Source organism: Streptomyces sp. NPDC090994, from assembly GCF_044768905.1.
Lineage (GTDB): Bacteria > Actinomycetota > Actinomycetes > Streptomycetales > Streptomycetaceae > Streptomyces.
Genome location: NZ_JBIVWS010000036.1, coordinates 14218 through 35509, shown reverse-complemented (window position 1 = coordinate 35509; position 21292 = coordinate 14218). Strand labels below are relative to the sequence as shown.

The following is a 21292-nucleotide window of genomic DNA, read 5'->3' as shown; positions in this document are numbered from 1 at the left end:
AGAGACCATGGCGTGACAATCGCCAACCCGGCGACCGGACTAATGTCCATCGTCAACGTGGACGGGGAAAGTGTGCCCGTGGAGTCTAGGACGATACCGCGCCTGATAGGACTGAGGATTCCTTCTATTACCGTCAACTGGTGGCTCTCGTCTGACGTTGACGTCGTAGGTACACACACCCACGAGCCGATGGGCTGTGAGATTCAAACCTTCTGGCTAGACGGTTTGGACTTCGAGGAGGTAGAAACAATTCGGATGGCTGTTATTTCCGCAATCCGTCGAGTTTCCACGCCCACGCGAGCTCTAGTCTTCGACAAACAGGGAATAACTGATGCCAACGATTGGGACTCTGTGCTTCTTTATGGCGGCACTCAACTGCCAGGCGTCGTCGAATCGCTGCTCCTAGGCCCTGAAGTTTCAAGCAAAGTACTTCAAGCCTCGGGAAGTTTGACCGGGGAATACATCGAGGGTGGGCTAATGAGGGTTCTCGCGACCTAGCCCGGATCGTGCACCGCCTGGGCCTTCCGCCATGGCGTCAGCGCCGCTGATATCGCGGTGTCCAAACCGGCCTTGCGGACAGTCTCGACCAGCAGCACACCCCCGGCCTGCGAGACCACCGCCCGGCCGCCACCCTCGACGCGGACACACGGGTAGGACCCGATACGCTTCTTCACCTGGAGAGTGCTTCTTTCCTTGCGGCGACATGGACCCTAGACAAGTCCCATCGTTGCAGGTCAGGAGCACTCTCCGCTTATTTGATCAAACCTCGGACGCTCCGCCCGGTGAAAGCGCGAGGCTAAGGGCAATACCGGTAACTTAGGGTTTTGGTATGCGTTTGGCCCGTTTGGGTTTGGTGGCGCCAACGATGGTGACGGCCGCAGCAGATGGGCGGTTTGCAACGCGGTGGACAGCGCGTTTGAGGGGCCAGCTGGCGACTTTGCGTTTGATGACGCGGGGGTTGGCCCGGCGGCGTCGCCGTGGCAGGAGGCGTTCGAGGAGTTCAGCGTGGGTAGCTTTGACCGCGCGGGCGAGTCGGCCGGGGGGAAAATGCCGCCTGGTCGGTGACCTGGCGGCGCACGACGCGCAGTGAGCGGGTGAAGGAGATCCGGTCGGGATCCTGGTCGACTTGTCGTGCGGCCTGGTGCATCAGGTGCCGGATGGCATGGTGGACGAGCAGAAAGCCGTATAGTTCCTGCTCGGCCCCGTCGGGGTGCTGCGAACGCAGTACCAGGTGCGACCCGCCGAGGTGGGTCTTGATTTCGTCGAGGGTGGACTCGAACTCCCATCGCTGGGCGTAGAGGGCGGCCTGAACCGCCCCGTGTTCGGCAGAGATCTCAGCTTGTGGTGGTGACCTGGGTTTTTTTGCTGGTGAGGTAGTAGTTGGTCTCGTGTTCGGCGGGTGGAATGTGCCCTATCTCACCGTGGAGTCGGCGGTGGCAGTACCAGTCGATCCACTCGGCGGTGGCGAGTTCGACCTGGGCAAGGTTTCGCCAGGGCCGTCCAGGCTTGATCAGCTCGGTTTTGAACAGGCCGATCGTGGACTCCATGAGGGCGTTGTCGTAAGCGTCGCTGACCGAGCCGATCGATGCCGCGATGCCGGCGGCATCCAAGTGCTCGGCGAGCCGGAAACTCGTATATTGCGATCCGGCATCGGAGTGATGTATCAACTCGCCGCGCTGATACGGCCGTTCGTCGCGGTCGCGTTGCCACAGGGCCATGTCCAGCGCGTCCAGGACGAGCCGCGTCTCTTTCGACAGAGCGGCGGACCAGCCGACGATGCGGCGGGAGAAGGTGTCGACGACGAAGGCGACGTAGACGACTCCCGACCATGTGCTGACGTGGGTGAAGTCGGCAACCCAGCAGCGGTTGGGGGCGGGCGCGACGAAGTTGCGGTCCAGCAGGTCCGGCGCCCGCTTCACAGAACTGTCTGGGATCGTGGTGATGATCCTCTTCCCGCGGACGGCTCCGGTGACGCCCAGCTCGCGCATCAGGCGTTCGACGGTGCATCGGGCCACGACGTGGCCCTGTCGGTGCAGCTCACGCCACACCTTCCTGGCTCCGTAAACACGGTAGTTGGACTCGAAGATGTGCCGGATGAGCGGCTTCAGTTCGGCGTCGCGGACGGTGCGGGCCGACGGGGCCTGGAGTCGTTTGTGGTGGGCGTAATAGGTGGAAGGGGCGATCTTGCAGTCGTGCTCGGTGAGCACGCGGCAGATCGGCTCGACCCCGCCGAAGCGGTCCCGGTGCTCGTCGATGAACGCTACGAGCGTGTGTGTGGCCGGTCGAGCTCGGCCGCGAAGAAACTCGCCGCAGCCTTCAAGATGTCGTTCGCCCGTTTCAGCTCGGCGATCTCCTTCTTCATCGCCTTGATCTGTGCGGACTCCTTCGTGGTCGTCCCCGGCCGCTGACCGGAGTCGATCTCGTCCCGCTTCACCCAGTTCCGCAAGGTCTCGGCCGAACCGATCCCGAGCTTCTGGGCGACTGCCCTCAAGGCCGCCGACTCGTTCGGATAGTCACCACGGACCTCGGCGACCATACGGACCGCTCGTTTGCGCAGCTCAGCTGGATAGGAGGAAGGACGTGCCATGACTCAATCCTTTCACGGAATCGAGTCTCTACCGAACACGGGGCGGTTCACCATCGAGGAGTGCTCCCCGTACTTGGAAACCAGGTCGGCGACGTGGTTGCCGACCATGCCGCCGAACCAGCGGCACTGGTCCCGGGCGTGGGCGAGGGCCTCGGGCGAGTCGTCGGCGGTGACGTAGGCGGGGGCGGCGACGCAGATCGTGAGGGCGTCGGGGTCGCGGCCCGCGTCGGTGGCCGCCTGCCGGACGGCCTTGACCATCCACTCGGTGAGGAAGGGGTCGGCGAGCTGGAGGATGAAGCCGTCGGCCTTCTGCCCGGCGAGCGCGAGGGCCCTGGGGCCGTACGCCGCCATCCACACCGGCAGCTTCCCGTTCTTGATCCAGGGGATGCGGATCGGGTTGCCGTCCACGGTCGCCTCGCGGCCCTCCGCCAGGTCGCGGATGACCTCGATGGCCTCGCCGAGCCGGGCCAGGGTGTTGGGCTTGCGGCCGGCGACGCGCATCGCGGAGTCGCCGCGGCCGATGCCGCAGACGGTCCGGTTGCCGAACATGTCGTTGAGGGTGGCGAAGGTGGAGGCGGTCACCTCCCAGGTGCGGGTGCCCGGGTTGGTGACCATGGGGCCGACGTGGAGCTTCGTGGTGTGCTCCAGGATCTGGCTGTAGATGACGAAGGGTTCCTGCCAGAGCACGGCGGAATCGAAGGTCCAGCCGTAGCGGAAGCCGTTGCGCTCCGCCCGGCGCATCAGGCCGACGACCTGCGAGGCGGGCGGGTCGGTCTGCAGGACGAGTCCGAAGTCCACTGCGGTGGCCTCCCAGTTCGAGTCGGTGCGACGAGACCCCGGGCTGCTCAGCCCAGGTACTGACAGAGGCCGCGCGGCACGAAGACCCCGTGCCCCGCGCGGCCCACGTACTTCCGCCGGTCGATGACGACCTCGCCCCGCGAGAGGACGGTCTCGACCCGGCCGGTCACCGTCCTCCCCTCGTACGCCGAGTAGTCGACGTTCATGTGGTGCGTCTCGGCCGACAGCACCTGGGTGGCGTGCGGGTCGTAGATCACCACGTCGGCGTCCGCGCCGGGGGCGATGGTGCCCTTCTGCGGATAGATGCCGAACATGCGGGCCGGGGTGGCGCAGGCGATCTCGATCCAGCGGCGCCGCGAGATGTGGCCGTCCACGACCGCCTGGTGCAGCAGGTCCATCCGGTTCTCCACCCCCGGCAGGCCGTTGGGGATCTTCGAGAAGTCGCCCCGGCCGAGCTCCTTCTGGCCCACGAAGCAGAACGGGCAGTGGTCCGTGGACACCACCTGGAGGTCGTTCGTCCGCAGGCCCCGCCAGAGCGCCGCCTGGTGCTCCTTCGGCCGCAGGGGCGTCGAGCACACGTACTTGGCGCCCTCGAAGTCCGGCTCCGCGAGGTTGTCCGTGGACAGGAAGAGGTACTGCGGGCAGGTCTCGCCGAAGACCGGAAGCCCCATGTCCCGGGCGGCCGCCAGCTCGGCCACCGCCTCCTGCGCCGACACGTGGACGACGTACAGCGGGGAGCCCGCGACACGGGCGAGCTGGATCGCGCGGTGGGTGGCCTCCGCCTCCAGGAGCGCCTTGCGGACCTCCCCGTGGTAGCGGGGGTCCGTCTCCCCGCGGGCCAGCGCCTGCTCCACCAGGACGTCGATCGCGATGCCGTTCTCCGCGTGCATCATGATCAGCCCGCCGGTCTCGCCGGCCACCTGCATCGCCCGCAGAATCTGCCCGTCGTCCGAAAAGAAGACACCCGGATAGGCCATAAACAATTTGAACGAGGAAATCCCATGCTCGATGAGCTTCGGCATCTCCTTGAGCGTCGCCTCGTTCACGTCCGACATGATCATGTGGAACCCGTAGTCGATCGCGCAGTTCCCGTCCGCCTTCTCCATCCAGGCATTCAGGCCGGCCTGCAGCGACTCACCTTTCACCTGCACCGCGAAGTCGACGATCGTCGTCGTCCCGCCCCACGCGGCGGCCCGCGTCCCCGTCTCGAACGTGTCCGACGCGAACGTGCCGCCGAACGGCAGCTCCATATGCGTATGCGCGTCGACCCCGCCCGGGATCACATACTTCTGCGACGCGTCAATAACCCGGTCCGCCGTCCACTCCTGCGTCCCCGGCGCCGCCAGCGCCACCACCCGGCCATGCTCGATCAGCACATCCGCGTGCACCTCGTCCGCGGCCGTGATCACAAGACCACCGGTAATCAGGGTCCGAGTCATTTCCCAGTCGTCCCTTCACGCCGACCAACGAACAGACCACCACTGACGCGGGCCGGGGACACACCCCGGCCCGCTGGCCCCCTCACGCCGCCACCTCGCACGACACACGGCCTACTCCGTTAGAAAACCTCTGGTCACGCGACCGAACGAAACTCTTGATTGCTCTAGGAACCCTCAAAGGACATGGCGCTGAGCATGCTGAGAGTTCGAGTTGGTCGGAGTACCCCGGCTCGTCGTCAGAGGAGCGTTCCCCATCATGCGGACGTCCTGGAAGAAGAGGGGCAGGACCGTTGCGGTGAGCAGCGCGGTCAGGGCCGCCAGAAGGAACATCCGACTGCCGAGGGTGTTCACCATGACCGGTGCCGCCGCGACGCCGAGGGGCATGAGCGCGTAACTGCTCAGCATGTCGAGGGAGAGCACACGGCCCAGGGTCTCGTTCGGTACGTTCCGTTGCAGGGTGCTGATCCAGACGACCCCGCCGAAGGCGTATCCGGCCCCGGTGGCGAAGGCTGCCAGACCGATCAGCGGCACGGGCGCGGCGTAGGCCAGGCAGGCGAGCTGGAGCCCTGCCGCCGCGTTCGCGCAGATGACGGCGGTGCCCGCGTTCCGTGGTGTCCATCGCGCGGCCAGGATGCCGCCGGCCAAGCGCGCCGGCCGCCTGGAGGGCGATGAGAGGCCCGTAGGAGGCGAAGTGGCCTCCTTTTCGCAGCAGGTCGGGGAGGAGGAACAGGAGCGGGCCGATCACGACGAGGGCGTGTACCGACCCCAGGGCCATCATGGCCAGTGCCCAGGGCCTGGCTCTCACCTCACCGAATCCGGCGCGTGCTTCCTGCCACGCGTTGCGCGACGGCGGCCGTGCGGGGCGCGGGTCCTTCGTGCCGATGAGCGTGAGAATGCTGACCAGGAAGGTGGCCACGTTGAAGAGCAGGACGCTGTCCGCGCCGTGGGCCGCCAGGAGAATCCCGCCCGCGGCCGGCCCGATGACGGCGGAGAACTGGAGGGCGGCCGACCGGAGCGCGTTCGCCGCGGGAATCGCCTCCGGAGGCACGAGCGACGGTACGAGGGCCCCAAAGGCGGGCCTGAAAAGGGCGGCGCCGGCGCCCATCATCGCGGCCAGTGTCATCAGCAGCCACAGAGGGAGATCCGAGGGCGCAAAAAGAAATCCGAGGACGGCCGTGAGCCTGAGGATGTCGGAAACGGCCATGACGCGCGCCCGGGACGATCGGTCGACCCACACACCGGCGAACAAGGTCACCACGGCGAGTGCGACGCCCTCCGAGGCCAGGGCGGAACCAAGGTCGGCGGCTCGACGCTCGTTCAGGATGATCCCGACCATCGCGACGGCGAAGGCGCTGTCGCCGACGGAGCTGGCGAGCTGACTCAGCCACAGGCGACGGAACCGCGCGTACCGTAAGGGCTGAAAGAACGCAGGCATGGGTCCACTTCCGACTTCTCCGCTTCTCCTTCTCGGCTTCTCCGTGGCTCGCGCGGAGCGATGGCGGGGCGGCGTTCGTCCCCGCCATCTGGATGGCCTCCGGTTTCCTTACCAGGGCTTACCCGGGAACGCTCCCATGCCGTCCACCTCCTTCCCGTGTCACCACGAGAGGAGTGGCAGGTGTACCAGCCGGGCCGAACGGCCCAGCGGGAAGCCTGAACCACTCCCCCCGCGATGCGTCGAACGACTCCATGAGACATCTCCGGCCGGTCGGGATTCTTTTCTCAGCGTGCACATCGCTGGTCCCGGCGTGAGCCGGTGCCCTCGGTGGCGGGCGTACGAGCGTGCAGTCCTGGAACACAAGGGGTCGCGCTGGGGATAGAAGCGCCGAATCCGCCTCCCTACGGTGATTCGAGATCAATGGCGCGGAACGGAGCGCCGGCGCCTACCCACCGCGGCAAGGTGACGAGCAGAAAGGCAACCTTTCATGAACCACTCCCACGGGGTGTCCCGCCCACCGGCCCACACCGCACACGCCGCCGGCCCGGAAGGCACGGCGCACCACCGCACGGGCGCTTCCTGGGGCACCGCGGCGAAGGCGACCGCGCACTGTCTGAGCGGTTGTGCCGTGGGCGAGATTCTCGGCATGGTCATCGGTACGGCGCTGAGATGGAGCAACGCTCCCACGATGGCCCTGGCCATAGCACTGGCCTTCGTGTTCGGTTACGCGACCACCCTGACCGCCCTCGTACGGGCCGGGCTCACCCTCGGCGCCGCGTTCAAGGTCGCCCTGGCCGCCGACAGCGTCTCCATCGCCGTCATGGAGCTCATCGACAACGGCGTCATCGCCCTGGTCCCGGGGGCCATGGACGCCCACCTGACGGACGGTCTGTTCTGGACGTCGCTCCTGGGTGGATTCGCCGTCGCGTTCGTGGTCACCACCCCGGTCAACAAGTGGATGATCGGCCGCGGCAAGGGGCACGCCGTCGTCCACGCCCACCACTGACGTCACCTTGCCGCCACGCCGGCCCGGCGTTCCCGCCCGGGAAGCGGTCGGACCGCGCTGTCTTTCGCGGCAACGGCCTACGTCCTTGGCACGGCAAGCATCTGACGGTGTCACAAGTCCGGCCGTCAGAGCGAGCGTCGTCCCGGAGCGCGAGGGCGTTCCGGCAGGGGTGGTCGTGTCCGGAAACGAGTGGCTGGATAATCTGCGCCCGGCGCAGGGGCTCCCGAGCCGACACCTCCCGTGCGCCTGCCACAGGTCGGCCGACCACCGGCTACCGGCCCGCCGGACGACCGCCCCCCTCCGGACAGGAATCGCGACGCCCATGCCCGACGAGACGCCCGCCAGAACCACGCTGCCGCCTACCAGGCAGGTGACCGCTCCGCCGGCCGGGGATCCTCCCGCCGAGCCCTGGGCGGCGATCACTCACTTCGCCGAGCGGACCCCGCACGCGCCGGCGCTGGGCGACAGCCGACGCACGGTGACGTACGCGGCGCTGGTCGAACGCGTACGGCGCCTCTCCACCCAGCTGCGCGCGAGGGGGATCGGGCCCGGTGATGTCGTGGGGGTCCTGCTGCCCCGGAGCGCGGACTTCGCGGAGACCGTCCTGGCGATCTGGCACGCGGGAGCGGCCTACCTGCCCCTCGATCCGGCCGACCGGACGACGTGGACGGCCGACGGGATCCGGCAGGCCGGGGCCGTCCTGTGCGTCACCCGCTCGAAGGACGGGGCCGGGTCCGGGCCCGGGACCCCAGGCCGACCCGGACTGCCGGTGCCGGTGCTCGACCTGGCGCGCGTCGAAGCGGCCCGGCCCCCCGTCGTCCCCTCCCAGGGCAGGCCGGAGGCCGGAGCGCCCGAGCCCGGCAGCTGGGCGTACCTCATCCGGACGTCGGGCAGCACCGGGCGCCCCAAGCTCGTGCCGGTCACCCATGGGGGGCTGCCCCACCTGGTGGCGGCGCAGCGCCACGCGATCTCGGGACTCGGACCGGGCAGCGTGGTGCTGCAGGTGTTCACCCCCCTCTTCGACGGCTGGGTCTTCGACCTGCTCCTCGCGCTCGGCCACGGCGGCCGTCTGGAAGTGCTCGACGAGGAAAGGCTGGGCCGCCCGCTGCCCGCCGTGGCCGCCGAGACCGGCACCACGCACGCGACGGTGCCGGCGGTCCTCGCCCGCACCCTGCGACCCACGGACTTCCCCGGTCTCAGAGTCCTGCTGAGCGCGGGCGACGTCTGCCTCCCGGAGACCGCCCGGCGGTGGGCCGGGCACGTCCAGTTCGTCAACGGATACGGCCCGACCGAGGCGACCGTCTGCGCGACCCTGCACACGGTCGACCCTGCGGCCCCGCCCTCCGGCACCGTTCCCGTCGGCCGTCCCGTACCCGGTCGCCGGATCCTGCTCCTTGATGACGCGCTGCGGCCCGTCCCCGACGGGGAGTTCGGCGAGATCTGCATCGGCGGCTGGGGTCTCACACCCGGGTACGTCGGTGACCCGGAGGAGACGGCACGCCGTCTGGTCGAGGATCCCACGGGCACGGTTCCCGGTCCGATCTACCGCACGGGGGACCGGGGCCGGCTGCGGCCCGACGGTGACCTGGAGTTCGGCGGACGTCTGGACGCGCAGACCAAGGTGAACGGGTACCGCGTGGACCCGACCCAGGTCGAATCGGCTCTCGTGCGGCTGCCGGACGTCCGGGACGCGGTGGTCGTGGTGGACGAGAACGTGGAGGGGCGGAGGCTGCTCGGCTACGTCACGCTGAAGGACTCGGCGTCCCTGCGGCGTCACGGCAATGACCTGCGGGCCGAGCTGCGCAACGTGCTCCCGACCCACCTCGTGCCGGCCTCGGTGACGGTGCTGGACGCGTGGCCGCTGACCCCCTCGGGCAAGGTCGACCGGAGTCTGCTGCCGCCGCCCGGGCGGGAGGCCGCCGCCACGGCCCCGCTCTCGGGACCGGCCGCCCGTCTGTCCCGCATCGCGGGGGAGGTCCTCGGCAAAGGGGCCCTGGGCGCCGACGACTCCTTCACCGCGCACGGTGGGGGCTCGCTCCAGGCCGTCGAGTTCACCGCACGCGTCCGGGCGGAGACGGGAACGGTCCTTCCGCTGCGGGCCGTCCTCGAAGGGGCCGTCATCACCGAACTCGTCGCCCTCGCCGTCCCCGTCGAGCAGGACGGCCCACCGCTTTCGCTGCCTGCCGGCGAGAGCGCCGGACCGCCGCCCTGCTCGGCCGCCCAGCAGCGCGTCTGGCTCGCGGAGACCATGTCCGGCGGGACACCCGCGTACCACGCCGCCTCCGTGGCCCGGGTCCGCGGCCCCTTGTGCGAGCCGTCCCTGCGTGCCGCCCTTCAGGCGCTGGTGGACCGTCACGAGGTCCTGCGCTGCCGGCTCCCGGTCCACGACGGGACCCCGCGCTACGTGGTCGATGCCACCGCCCGCGCGGAGGTGCGGTACAGCGATCTGCGGGACGCCGCGGATGTCGAACGGGCCGTGTCCGAGGCCACCCTCGCCGCGGCCCGCCAGCCCTTCGATCTGTCGGCGGGGCCCCTGATCCGCTGGCACCTGTTGCGGACGGCGGACGAGGAACACGTCCTCGTCCAGACCGAGCACCACGCCGTCCACGACGGGCACTCGGCACGGCTGCTCCTCGCCGACCTGGTGCGGGGCTACGCGGAACACGTCCGCCACGGACGCATAGGCATCCAGCCGGCCCTTCCCGGCTACGGGGCGCTCACGGCCGCCGAGCGCCACTGGACGGCCGGGCCCGGGGCCGAGCGGCAGAGGGCGTACTGGCGCGTCGCACTGGACTCACCCCCGCCGCCCCTGCCGCTGCCTGCCCGGAAGGCGTCTGCTTCCGCCTCCGGTGCGGAGGGCGCGGAGCAGCGTCTACATCTGGACGCAGAACTGCTTTGCCAGGTAAAGGAGTTGGGGCGTGCGCACGGCGCCACCGTCTTCATGGTCGCTCTGGCCGCGTTCCTGACCGTCCTGCACCGGACGACCGGCGCACGGGACTTGCTCGTCGGCTCGGGGATGGCGAACCGGCGCCGCCCCGGTACGGCCGAGGTGGTGGGCATGTTCGTGAACACCGTGGTGCTGCGCGGGAAGCCGCACCCCGGCCTGTCGTTCTCCGCCTTCCTCGCGGAGGTGCGTTCGACCTGCCTGGACGCGTACGAGCACCAGGAGCTGCCGTTCGAGGAGGTGATCGCCCTGCACCCGCGGCGCACCGGCGAGGAGAGGAACCGGCTTGTGCAGAGCGCCTTCAGCTTCCACGACACCCCCTTGACCGTCCTCCCGGAGTCACCGCTCGACATCACGATCCGTGAGGGTCTCCCCCTGGGCGCCGCCAAGTTCGAACTCGGCGTGACCGGCTTCCCTCACCACGAGGAGCAGCCGGACCGCAGCGGGATCGGCCCGGACGGTCTGCTGCGCATACCCCGCTCCCGTGGCCCGGTCCTCCCGGCGGACCGGCCGGCGGGACTCACCCTGACCTGGCAGTACGAGACCGCGCGGCTCGACGACGACACCGTGCGCGGCATGATGGACTGCTACGAGGCTGTCCTGCGCACGGTGGTCGACCGCCCCCACACGGCGATGGACGACCTTCCGCACTGGGCGCCCCGGGCCGCCGAGGCCGTGGAGCCCTCCCCGTCGGCCCCCGACAGGCGGGCGGCCAGCCTGAGGTTCCCCTCCCCGTCCGGCATCACCGGGTCGCACGGGCACGCCGTCGCACTCGCCCGGTTGATGGGCCGGGTCCTGGGGGTGCCCGACATGGGGACGGAGGACGACTTCCTGGAGCTCGGCGGCGATTCGCTCGGCGCGCTCCGCTTCACCCTGCTCGCCCGCTCCGAACTGGGCCTGGACATCCCCCTGAAGCCGTTCCTCGGGGCGCCGACGGCCGCCGCGGCGGCGGCTTTGGCACGGCCGACGGTCCAGGAACTCATCCCGCGCCGCCCCAGGCGCCGTTCGGCAGAGGAGGCGTAGGAGCGTGCCGTCGTACGACCGTGTGTGGTTTCCGCTCGCGGAGCCGCAGCGCTGGCTGCTGGACCAGCTCGGCCCCGGCGTCGATCCCTCCGCGCACGTGAGTTTTCTCGCCCATCACGTGCGCGGTCCCCTCGACCTTCCCCGGCTGCGGCGGGCCCTGGACGCGCTCACCGCTCGTCACGAACCCCTGCGCACGACCTTCGCCGCCGACGAGGACGGCACGATCCGGCGGCAGTGCGTCGAGGCACCCGACGTGACGCCGGAACTGACCGTCGTAGATCCTCTCGCCGCCCCGTCGGGCACTGTGTCCCCGCTCGATGACGAGGGTGCCCTCCTGCGGGACTTCGCCGGTCGCCCGTTCGACCTGGCGCGGGGGCCGCTGGCACGTGTGCTGGTGATACGCCGAGCGGCCGGGGAACACCTCGTCGTCCTGGCGGTCCACCTCCTGGCCGCCGACGGCTGGTCGTTGCGGATCCTGATGGACGAGCTGGGCGGGTACTATGCCGACACCGAACGCGCGGACGCGGTCCTCCCGCCGCTCGACATCCAGTACGCGGACTGGGCCCACTGGCAGGCCGGGAGAGCGTCCCACCCGGAGTGCCCACTCCCCCAGGTCCTCCCCCGTCCGGCCGGCGGGCCGGGGCGGCGCCTGCGGACGGCTCCCGTACCGATCCTGGAGGCGCAGAGCCTCGCCCGTCAGGAACGGGTGCCGCTCTTCACCGTGCTCCTGACGGCCTTCGCGCTGGCGGCACGCCGGACGTCGTCTCCTCGCGTGGTGGTGGACGTCCCCGTCTCCGGGCGCGACCACCCGCAGCTCGCCGCGATCACGGGCTTCTTCACCCGGCTCCGCCGGTTCGACGTCCCGCTCCCCGACGGCACAACCTTCCGTCAGGCGTTGCGCCGGGTGCACGACGCCTGGGCGGAGGCCGAGGAGAGCGGTACGGGCCCCGGGAACCCGCTCCGCCCGGCTCCGGCGGACAGCGTCGTCCCCCTCTTCTCCTACCGCAGCGGCGACGTGCAGCCGCGGCTGCTGCTGGAGGGATGTGTGGTGACCGAGGCCGATTGGGTGCACGACGCCGCGAAGGTGGATCTCGGGCTGATCGCGGACCGCGTCGGGGACGCCGTGCGCCCCCTGCTCGAGTTCCGGCCTTCGATCGTCCCGGAGCGGGCCGCCGGTCGCCTGGCCGGGCGGTTCGCGACACTCCTGGACGGCGCGGTGCGCGACCCGGACGGACCGGTGGGCTCCGAGGAGCGAGGAGCGCCCTGACGGCCGCCGTCACGACATTCCGAGCTGTGACATGGGCGTGAGCGATATTCTCGTGGCGGGCCGGCGCACGCGGGGACGGGTACGGGCGCACCGGCAGACGGGGCATGGGGGGGCGACGTTCGGGTGTGTGAGGCGGAGGACGGGGAACTCCTGGGGCGGGAGCGGGAGACGGCCTTGCTGTCCTGTGCCCTGGAGGCGGCGATCTCCGACGGGAGAGGAACGGCGGTCCTGCTGCGGGGCCAGGCCGGCATCGGGAAATCGGCACTGCTGACCTGGGCACGGAGCGCGGCGCGGCGGCGCGGCTTCGCCGTCGTGCAGGCGGTAGGGGCCGTGGCCGAGGCAGAGCTCGCCTTCGGAGGCTTCCACCAGGTCTTCTGGCCGCTGCTGAAGCGCTCCAGAACCCTCCCCGCACGGGACCGGGACGTGCTGGAGTGCGCCTTGGGCCTGGGTGAAGGACCGCCTGCCGGTGCGGCCTCGCTGGGTGCCTCCGCCCTCACCCTGCTCACCGAGGCCGCGCGCGACCGACCGCTGCTGGTCCTGGTGGACGACGTGCAGTGGATGGACGACTCCAGCACCGCGGTGTTCGACTTTCTGCACCGGCACGTCGCCGCTCTGCCCGTGGTCTTCGTCGGTGCGGGCCGCGAGGACGATCCGGCCACTGAACGGTGGTCCGCGGAGCCGGTACGGGTGGGAGCACTGGAACCGGCCGCCGCCGATGCGCTGTTGCGCCGCCACCACCCGACCCTGCCCGCGGCCGCGGCCACACGGGTGCTGGCGGAGGCCGCCGGCAATCCGCTCGCCCTCATGGAACTGCCCGCGCTACGGGGCGACGAGCACGACGCGGGGGTCCCTGGCGCCCCCGGCCGGATGTCCTTGACGCACCGGCTGGAGCACCTCTTCGCCGAGCGGATCCGTTCGTTGCCCGCTGACGCCGCGCACGTCCTGCTCCTGGCCGCTCTCGGTGGCCGGCTGGACGTACGGGAGGCGGGCGCCGGACCTGTTCCCGCGGTGCCCGGAGAGCCCGCGGAGGTCGTCGCCGCCCTTGAGGCGAGCGGGCTGGCGCACCTCGACGGGGACGGTGCCCTGGCCTTCCGCCATCCCCTGGTGCGCAGTGCGGTGATCTCCCTGGCCTCGCCCGAGGACGAGCGGGCGGCCCACCGGTTCCTGGCGGGGCGGCTGGAGACCGGTGATCCCCGGCGGCTCCGGCACGAGACGCTGGCCGCGGTCCTGCCGGACGCGTCCCTCGCCGAGCGGCTGGAAGAGGCCGCGCGGCGGCTTGCGCGACGCGGCGGCGACGCGGAGGGGGCGGTGCTGATGGACCGGGCGGCAGCCCTGAGCGCCGACGCCGCGTCCCACACGGCCCGCCTGACATGGGCCGCCGTCATGGCGGCACGGGGCGGACGGCTCGCCCACACGGCGGAGTTGGTGGAGGAGCTCCAGCGCCGTCCGGTGCCTCCGGGCTTCGCGCCCCTCTTCGCCTACGCGGTGGTGTACGTCGACCAGAGCCACCGGATCGACTTCGAGTCGTCCTTCACACTGCTGCCGCAGGCCCTGGACCTCCTCTCGCGGACCGGGGTGGAGCCGTTCGAAGGGCTGGCGGAGCAGATGTATTTCAAGCTCCTGCTCGCCACCTCCTACACCGACGACCCCCGGGGCCGGCGCGCTCTGGAGAAACACGCCGACGCCGTCTCTCCGCTGGCTCGGCTGTGCCGTGCGGTCTGGTCCGACCCACCCCGGACGGCGCACGGGGCGACCCGTGAACTCGACCTGCTGACGCAGCAGATGAGCGAGGAGCAGGAGGCGGGGGCAGCGTGGCTGCTGCTGTGGACCGCGGCGGCGGTCGACGCGGCCGACGAGACGCTGTGGCGCCGCTTCACGGGGCAGCACGCCTATGCCACCCAGGGCTCGGTCGCGAAGGCCCGGTTCTACCAGGACTACCTGCGGGGCCGGTGGGAGAGCGCCGCCGCGTGCCTGCGGGAGGCGGAGGCCGCGGACGACCGCGGTTACCACTGCAATGCCTTGCTTTTCCGTCACTACTACGCGCACTTCCTGGCCGGCCGGGGCGACGAACAGGGCCTCCGGGAGATGGAGGCGCTCATCGAGCCGACGGCCTCGGGCGCCCGGATGCGGTTCGTCACTGACCACATCGTCCACCTGCGGGCCCTGGTCGCGCTGGCGCACGGCCGGTACGAGGAGGCGTACCTGCTCCTGGTCCAGCTCATGTCCCCCGGGGTGCTGCCGCGCGGTCTGCCCTGGTTCCACCTGCCGTACTTCGACCTCGTGGTGGCCGCCGTGCACACGGGTCGCCGACGCGAGGCCGCCGCCCACGTCGAGGCCGGGCAGGCGGCGCGGATGGCCGACATCTCAGGTCACCACGCTTTCCTCCTCGCCGCGGCCGCGGCCGTCGCCGCGACCGACGACGTCGCGGACGCCCGGTACCAAGCCGCCTACGCCGTCGAGGGCGCCGAGACCTGGGTCTTCGGCATGGCCCGGCTGCGACTGGCCCACGGCTCGTGGCTGCGCCGGCGCCGGCGCGCGGAGGCACTCGACGTACTGCACCGAGCGCACGAGGCGTTCAGGCGGCTGGGCGCGGAGCCCTGGGCCGAGTGCTGCGAGGAGGAGATGGCCGCCGCGGGACCGGCGATGGCGACGCTCGGCGGACGCGGGCTCCTGACGGGCCAGGAACGGCGCATCGCCCAGCTCGCCGCGACGGGCCTGACGAACAAGGAGATCGGTACGGCACTGCAGGTGTCACCTCGTACCGTCGCGGCGCATCTGTACAAGATCTTCCCCAAGCTCGGGGTCACCTCCAGGGCCGGGATCTCCCGGGCACTGGCCGACGACTCGGCCCAGCAGGACTGAGCGCGGTTCCCGCCCGGCGTCCGGCGCCCCCTGGTGATCCCGCCGCGAGGGAAGGGCTCCCGTCCTCGCCGCTCCCTTGAGCGCACCGGTCCCTGTCGTCGGCTCCACCGAGCCGTTCTCGGCCCGCTGGTCCCTCCACTCGGTCGGCGACATTCCGTAACGGGCGCGGAAACACCTACTGAAGTGGGCGGCCGTGGCGAATCCCCAGCGCTGGGCCACCGCCTGGACCTTCACCCCGCTGCCGCCGCGGCCCAGTTCCCGCCGGCACTCCTCCAGCCGGCGCTGCTGTATCCAGCGGCCGATCGTGCCGTTCTCCCCCGCGAAAAGCTTGTGCAGCCGGCGCACGGACATGTGGTGGGCCTCCGCGATGGCGTCCGGGCGGAGCCGGGGGTCCGGAAGCCTGGAGTTCACCCAGCGTCGGATCTCGTCCGCCGCCCGGCGGTCGCCGTCCGTGAGACCGCTCTCTCCGGGGCGGGCGTCACGCTCGGCCTCCTCGGCCACCAGGCTGGTGAGCAGGTCCGCCGCCTGGTGCCACAGCCGTGTCGCCATGCCGCCCCTTCCCTCCTCCGTTCCCCAGGATCCCTCGGCCGTGGCCAGGGAGAGCAGCAGGGGATGCAGCAACGAGGCGACGCCCGTCGAAGCGTCGTACGCCCGGCCGGTCGTCCGCGCCAGGGCATCGTCCGGGAACGGCACCAGCCGGCGTGGCACGCTCAGCACCGCCAAGGCGCATCCGGCCGTCCCGCTCACCACGACCGGGGCGGCCGAGTCGGCCAGAACCAGGCTCCCGGGCGTCACCCGGCCACCGCGTTCGGGGGCGAGGAGGAGGCCGCCCCGGAGCGGGGCGCAGACCGTGATCTCGCGGGAGTCCGGCTCGTCGGCCGCCCGAGACGGCAGGGTGCGTGCGTGGGCGATTTCCGCGCCGGCAATGACACCGATCCGGACGTACGACGGCCGTTCCGGACCCGCGGCGTGGAGAACCGGACCGGAACGCGGGTCCGGTCCATGGAGTGCAGGCTCAGGGGACGGCACCGTGGGCTCCTCTGGTCTTGTGCGCGAATGGTCCGCGCCTCCACTTTCGGCGTGCCCCGCCTCCGGTACGTAGGTCGGATGACTGACGCCCGGGGCGCGTCAGTTCACGGCGGTGCGCTGTGCTCCCCTCGACAGCTCCGGGCCGGACGTGCCCTCCGCCAGGTCACCGGCGAGTCTCCACTGCCGCGGTGGCACGCCGAACACCCCCTTGAAGGCGCGGCTGAAGTGGGCGGGGCTCTGAAAGCCCCAGCGGCGGGCGACCGTCGAGACCGTCGGGCTGACGCGTCCTCGACGGGACAGTTCCCTGGCGCACTCCTCGACCCGGCGCCGCAGGATGAGCCGCCCCACCGTCGTCCCCTCCCCTTCGAAGAGGCGGTGGAGATAGCGCACCGAGATGTAGTGGGCCGCGGCCACTCGTTCCGGTGTCAGGTCCGCGTCGCCCAGGTGCCGGTCGATGTAGTCACGGACGCGCGGCACAAGGCGGGCGCGCGTGTCGCCCGGCGGTTCCTGGTCCCTCCCGAGCAGTTCGTCGGCGAGGAGGGCGATGAACTCGACGGTGTTCCCGGCGAGCAGGTCACCGGTGGCCGGAGTCACCTGGTCCGCGAGGTGGGAGAGACGTTCGAGGAACGGGATCAGCAAGGCGGCGACACCGCTCCGTCCCGTCACGGCACGCCCGGTGAGCTGGAACAGGTAGTCCGCGGGGTCGCCCAGCGTCTGCCGGGGCAGGGAGACCAGCAGCATCCGGAAGGACTCGCGCTGGTCCAGGGCGAAGGGCCGGCGCGGGTCGATGAAGACCGCTTCTCCGGGCTCCAGCGCGGTGCTCCTTCCGTCCTGGGTGAGGAACGCGGTGCCCGACTGCTGGAGGGCGATGGCGACCCGTTCGGCCGGACTGCGGGCGATGTGCCGGGGAGTGCGGCTCATCTGCGACGGCCCCGCTTCGGCGAGCAGCAGGCTCAGATAGCCGAGATGGGTGATCGACGGTGGCGGAAGGTCTACTGAAGAGGTACGCATCACGAGACGGACGGGGGCGAGGAGACCGTCGAAGGCGTCCTGCCACGGTCGGGGCACCTCGTGTTCCCGTCCCGCCGCCATGTCCCGAAGAACGTGTCCCACGCGTGCTCCTTGTCCTCGGGCGCCGGCCGGTCGGCGAACTCTCCGCTCAGGGGGTGCGAACGGCCACGTGCGTTCCCTCACATGCTCGGCGGCGTGGGAAGTCCCCACATAGGTCATTTGACGTGCGGCCATGGCCCAGGGCGGAGCGTCAGCCGCCCTCTGGGACAAGAGGTGTGCACGGACAGGCACGTATGGCCGGTGCGGAGGGGCCGCGGAGCCCCGGCCGGTCCGTAGGCTGGGGGGTCCGTTGGCCGGGCGGCCGCTGCCGCGGTCAGGAGCGGACCGGCCCGACGGATCCGTCAGCTCTTCCGTCCCGGATCGCGCCCACGCGCGGGAGTGTGTCGTGGAACATGTCGCCGGACCGCCTCCGGTCCTCGAACAATTGGCCCAGGCTTTCGTCGAGGCCCACGAATGCCCGGGCGTGCCGGGGAGAGCGGGGCCCGTTCTCTCCGGAGCGGCGCTCGCCGCCCTGCGTGGAGAGGCCGACAGGACACCGGACGTCGAGGAGGAGTGGCTGGCGCTCCCGGGTCGCGACGGGGACCGCGTCCGCGTGCGGATCCTGCGGCCGACCGACAGCGAGGAGCTCCTGCCGGTGGTGCTCTACCTGCACGGCCTGGGCTGGGCCCACACCACCGCCACCACGCACCAGCGGCTCCTCGAGGACTTGGTCCTCGGTTCTGACGCGGCCGTCGTCGTACCCGAGTACGACCGTGCTCCGGCCGCCCGCTATCCGGTCGCCGTCGAGCAGAGCTACACCGTCGCCCGCTGGATCGCGGAGAACGGCGCCGACTGGCGGCTCGACGGCTGCCGCATCGCCGTCGTCGGCGTCTCGGCAGGCGCCAACCTCGCCGCCGCCCTGACACTGCTCGCCAAGGAGCGGGGAGGCGTGGACTTCGTCCACCAGGTCCTGGTCTGCCCCGTCACGGACGCCACCGGTCGGACGGCGTCCTACCAGGACTTCGCCGAGGGCTACTTCCTCCGCAGTACCGTCATGCGGAGCTTCTGGCAGAGCTACGTCCCCGACGCGGCACGGCGCAGGGAGATCACCGCGTCGCCGTTGCTGGCGACCGCGGACGACCTCAGGGGGCTGCCGCCGGCGCTGGTTTTGACCGCGGAGGCCGACGTGGTGCGCGACGAGGGCGAGGCGTACGCGGCGAAGCTGAGGGCGGCGGGCGTCTCCGTCGTGTCCGTGCGCTACCACGGCACGATCCACGGTTTCATCCTGTTCGACATGCTCCGGGACAGCGACGCGGGCCGGGCCGCCCGGACGCAGACCGTGGACATCCTCCACGTCGCCTTGCACCGGGGGTGGTGAAGACCGTCCGGAGGGAGGAACGAGGCGCACCCGTTCCGCCGTGCGCCCTCGGGCAAGACCTGTGCACGGGGGGCCGGTTCGCGCCGCACGAAGGGACATAACGTCCCGGTGTGCCGCCTCGCGGCGGCGCGTCGACGTACGTCCGTCCCTCACGAAACGGGTTCAGCCATGCACGAGTTCACTCCTGTCACCCCTGTCCTGGAGCCGGCCGCGGCGGCCTTCGCCGAGGCCACAGCCCAACCGCCGTTCCTCTTCCAGATCTCCGTGGCGGACGGCCGCAAGGCCGTCGACGAGGTCCAGTCCGGACCGGTGGAGAAGCCCGAGGTCGACGAGGAGTGGGTCACTATCGCCGTCCCCTCCGGCGGATCCGTCAAGACGCGCGTCGTGCGTCCCGCCGGCGTCCGGGGCGAGCTGCCCGTCATCCTGTACATCCACGGCGCGGGCTGGGTCTTCGGTAACTCCCACACACACGACCGGCTGGTGCGGGAACTGGCCGTCGGGGCCGGTGCGGCCGTCGTCTTCCCGGAGTACGACCTGTCCCCCGAGCACCGCTACCCGGTGGCCGTCGAGCAGAACTGGGCCGTCGCCCGCTGGGTCGTGACCGACGGGGCGGACAAGGGCCTGGACGCCACCCGCATGGCGGTCGCCGGAGACTCGGTCGGTGGCAACATGAGCGCAGCACTCACGCTGATGGCCAAGGAGCGGGGCGGTGTGGCCCTGCGCCAGCAGGTGCTCTTCTACCCGGTCACCGACGCGTCCTTCGACACCGCCTCCTACCACCAGTTCGCCGAGGGCTACTTCCTTCGCCGCGACGGCATACAGTGGTTCTGGGACCAGTACACGACCGACGAGGCCGAACGCGCTCAGATCACCGCCTCCCCGCTGCGCGCCACCACCGAACAGCTCACCGGCCTGCCGCCCGCCCTGGTCATCACCGCCGAGGCCGACGTCCTGCGCGACGAGGGCGAGGCGTACGCGAACAAGCTGCGCGCCGCCGGCGTGCCGGTGACCGCCGTGCGCTACCAGGGCATTATCCACGACTTCGTCATGCTGAACGCCCTGCGGGACACCTACGCCGCCCGGTCCGCCATCGCCCTCGCCGTGGACACGCTCCGGGCCGCGCTCGCCGAGGACTGAACCGGCACGGGCGGCGACGCCCGGGACAGGGCCCGCCCCGTGCGGACGCCCCGGGGTACGCGGGCCCGGCAGGCCGGCGTACCCCCCGCTCTTCCCGTTCCCCCTCCGAGCAGGCAGGCAGCCCATGGACACCCCCGACAGCCCGACGCCCGTTCCCGGCGGCCGGCACCACGAACCCGATCTGCGGAGCATGACACGCATCAACCTCCGTCCGATCGCGTCACCGATGCCCCTCGGCTTCTACGCCGTGGCCATCGCCTCCGTCATCGTCGGCTGCCTCCAGCTCGGCGTCTTCGAGGAGAACGCCCACCGGGCCGTCGCCTTCACCATCCTGCCCGCCTTCGTGCTCCAGCTCCTCGTGGGCGTCCTGGCGTTCGGCGCCCGGGACGTCCTCGCGGCCACGCTCATGGCCTGCTTCTCCGGGACCTGGCTGGCCACGTCCCTCGTCCTGGCCCTCGCCCCGCCCGGCGGCACGGCGGTGCTGGGCGTCCTGAACCTCGCCTTCACCGTGTTCGCCGCCCTCATGGCGAGCGTGGCCAGGGCCAAGCGGGCCCTGTGGGTCGTGCTGTGCGTCGCCGTCCCCCGGTTCGCCGTGGCCGCCGTCGCCAACCTCTCCGGCGTCGCCTGGCTGGGCACCCTCTCCGGCGTCCTCGCCCTGGTCCTGGCCTCCACGGCCCTGTACGCGGCCTTCGCCCTCATGCTGGAGGACATGCGCGGCGAGCAGGTCCTGCCGATCGGCCGCAGCGGCCCGGCACACCACGCCGTCGAGGGCGACCTCTCCGTCCAGCTGCGCAACCTCGAACGCGCGGCCGGTGTCCGACGCACGCTCTGAGCCCTCCGGTCGTCGTGTCCGCCCGCACCGGTGGCGCCGGCGTCCCCCAGGACCACGTTTCGAGGAGTCTCCGTGAGGCCCGTCCAGCAACTCGTCACGGTGAACGTGTTATCGCCGGACCACGGCGCAGCCCGGCTCGTGGTGGGGATCCGGCACGATCCCGGCGACCCGCTGGCGGTGCGACTCGACTTCGCCCCGGCCGAAGACCCGGACGAGGGCGGGGCGGCGACCTGGGTCTTCGCCCGGAGCCTGCTGGAGGACGGTGTCGTCCGGGCCGTCGGCGAGGGCGACGGCCGGATCCGGCCCGGCGACGCCGGCGAGACGCACATCGAACTGGTCTCCCTCTACGGCTCCTGCGTGGTGCGCTTCCGCACGGACACGCTGTGCTCCTTCCTCTCCCTGACCCAGCCCCGGCCACCCGACGTCTCTCCGCGGATCCGGACCGAGCTCGACCGGATGCTCAACGCCATCCTCGGGCGGCGCGGCTAGAACCACCCGCCGCCCT

General features: G+C 71.0%; 14 protein-coding genes and 3 pseudogenes. 9 read left to right on the top strand and 8 right to left on the bottom strand.

Annotation, left to right across the window (positions count from 1 at the left end):
- The first annotated feature begins 12 nt into the window (after window positions 1-12).
- A complete protein-coding gene (locus tag ACIQR3_RS36425) occupies window positions 13-498 on the top strand; it encodes a hypothetical protein (protein ID WP_403545614.1) in 486 nt (161 codons plus the stop codon).
- Here ACIQR3_RS36425 and ACIQR3_RS36420 read toward each other — a convergent pair.
- The 6 genes and pseudogenes from ACIQR3_RS36420 to ACIQR3_RS36395 form a co-directional block, all read right to left on the bottom strand.
- Window positions 498-674: pseudogene (locus ACIQR3_RS36420) on the bottom strand (IS1380 family transposase); the annotation flags it as partial. The gene ACIQR3_RS36425 and the pseudogene ACIQR3_RS36420 overlap by 1 nt on opposite strands.
- A 660-nt stretch (window positions 675-1334) precedes the next feature.
- A protein-coding gene (locus tag ACIQR3_RS36415) for an IS3 family transposase (RefSeq protein WP_403545613.1) occupies window positions 1335-2587 on the bottom strand; the annotation gives its coding sequence in 2 pieces (ribosomal slippage) (window positions 1335-2305 and window positions 2305-2587; 1254 coding nt in all).
- 48 nt (window positions 2588-2635) lie between these two features.
- Window positions 2636-3385, bottom strand: a pseudogene (locus tag ACIQR3_RS36410) (TIGR03842 family LLM class F420-dependent oxidoreductase); the annotation flags it as partial.
- Window positions 3386-3432: 47 nt separating this feature from the next.
- Window positions 3433-4824, bottom strand: coding sequence for a dihydropyrimidinase (gene hydA / locus ACIQR3_RS36405; RefSeq protein WP_403545611.1), 1392 nt, complete (start codon window positions 4822-4824; stop codon window positions 3433-3435).
- 174 nt (window positions 4825-4998) lie between these two features.
- Entirely contained in the window at window positions 4999-5469 is a 471-nt protein-coding gene (locus ACIQR3_RS36400) for a hypothetical protein (protein ID WP_403545628.1), read from the bottom strand.
- Window positions 5470-5515: 46 nt separating this feature from the next.
- A pseudogene (locus tag ACIQR3_RS36395) lies at window positions 5516-6259 on the bottom strand (MFS transporter); the annotation flags it as partial.
- Window positions 6260-6746: 487 nt separating this feature from the next.
- Between ACIQR3_RS36395 and ACIQR3_RS36390 the strand changes: the two are divergent.
- From ACIQR3_RS36390 to ACIQR3_RS36375, 4 genes are all read left to right on the top strand, one after another.
- A complete protein-coding gene (locus tag ACIQR3_RS36390; protein ID WP_403545609.1) occupies window positions 6747-7265 on the top strand; it encodes a DUF4396 domain-containing protein in 519 nt (172 codons plus the stop codon).
- A gap of 322 nt (window positions 7266-7587) precedes the next feature.
- The gene (locus tag ACIQR3_RS36385; protein WP_403545607.1) at window positions 7588-11232 is read left to right on the top strand and encodes an amino acid adenylation domain-containing protein; all 3645 of its coding nucleotides are present in this window, start codon (window positions 7588-7590) and stop codon (window positions 11230-11232) included.
- 4 nt (window positions 11233-11236) lie between these two features.
- Window positions 11237-12499, top strand: coding sequence for a condensation domain-containing protein (locus ACIQR3_RS36380; protein ID WP_403545605.1), 1263 nt, complete (start codon window positions 11237-11239; stop codon window positions 12497-12499).
- Between the two features lie 123 nt (window positions 12500-12622).
- Window positions 12623-15361, top strand: coding sequence for a BREX system ATP-binding domain-containing protein (locus ACIQR3_RS36375; protein WP_403545603.1), 2739 nt, complete (start codon window positions 12623-12625; stop codon window positions 15359-15361).
- Here ACIQR3_RS36375 and ACIQR3_RS36370 read toward each other — a convergent pair.
- Together ACIQR3_RS36370 and ACIQR3_RS36365 are read right to left on the bottom strand one after the other, a co-directional pair.
- Complete coding sequence (locus tag ACIQR3_RS36370) at window positions 15251-16390, bottom strand: helix-turn-helix transcriptional regulator (protein ID WP_403545601.1); 1140 nt, start codon at window positions 16388-16390, stop codon at window positions 15251-15253. The two genes, ACIQR3_RS36375 and ACIQR3_RS36370, sit on opposite strands and share 111 nt — an antisense overlap.
- Before the next feature lie 99 nt (window positions 16391-16489).
- Window positions 16490-17503, bottom strand: coding sequence for a helix-turn-helix domain-containing protein (locus ACIQR3_RS36365; RefSeq protein ID WP_403545599.1), 1014 nt, complete (start codon window positions 17501-17503; stop codon window positions 16490-16492).
- Between the two features lie 343 nt (window positions 17504-17846).
- On the opposite strand from ACIQR3_RS36365, the gene ACIQR3_RS36360 reads away from it, so the two are divergent.
- The 4 genes from ACIQR3_RS36360 to ACIQR3_RS36345 all read left to right on the top strand — a co-directional run bounded on the left by ACIQR3_RS36360 (window position 17847) and on the right by ACIQR3_RS36345 (window position 21276).
- Complete coding sequence (locus tag ACIQR3_RS36360; RefSeq protein WP_403545597.1) at window positions 17847-18818, top strand: alpha/beta hydrolase; 972 nt, start codon at window positions 17847-17849, stop codon at window positions 18816-18818.
- 168 nt (window positions 18819-18986) lie between these two features.
- A complete protein-coding gene (locus tag ACIQR3_RS36355; RefSeq protein WP_403545595.1) occupies window positions 18987-19955 on the top strand; it encodes an alpha/beta hydrolase in 969 nt (322 codons plus the stop codon).
- 190 nt (window positions 19956-20145) lie between these two features.
- Entirely contained in the window at window positions 20146-20787 is a 642-nt protein-coding gene (locus ACIQR3_RS36350; protein ID WP_244405792.1) for an acetate uptake transporter family protein, read from the top strand.
- A gap of 99 nt (window positions 20788-20886) precedes the next feature.
- Window positions 20887-21276, top strand: coding sequence for an SsgA family sporulation/cell division regulator (locus tag ACIQR3_RS36345; protein ID WP_403545592.1), 390 nt, complete (start codon window positions 20887-20889; stop codon window positions 21274-21276).
- The last annotated feature ends 16 nt before the right edge of the window (window positions 21277-21292 follow it).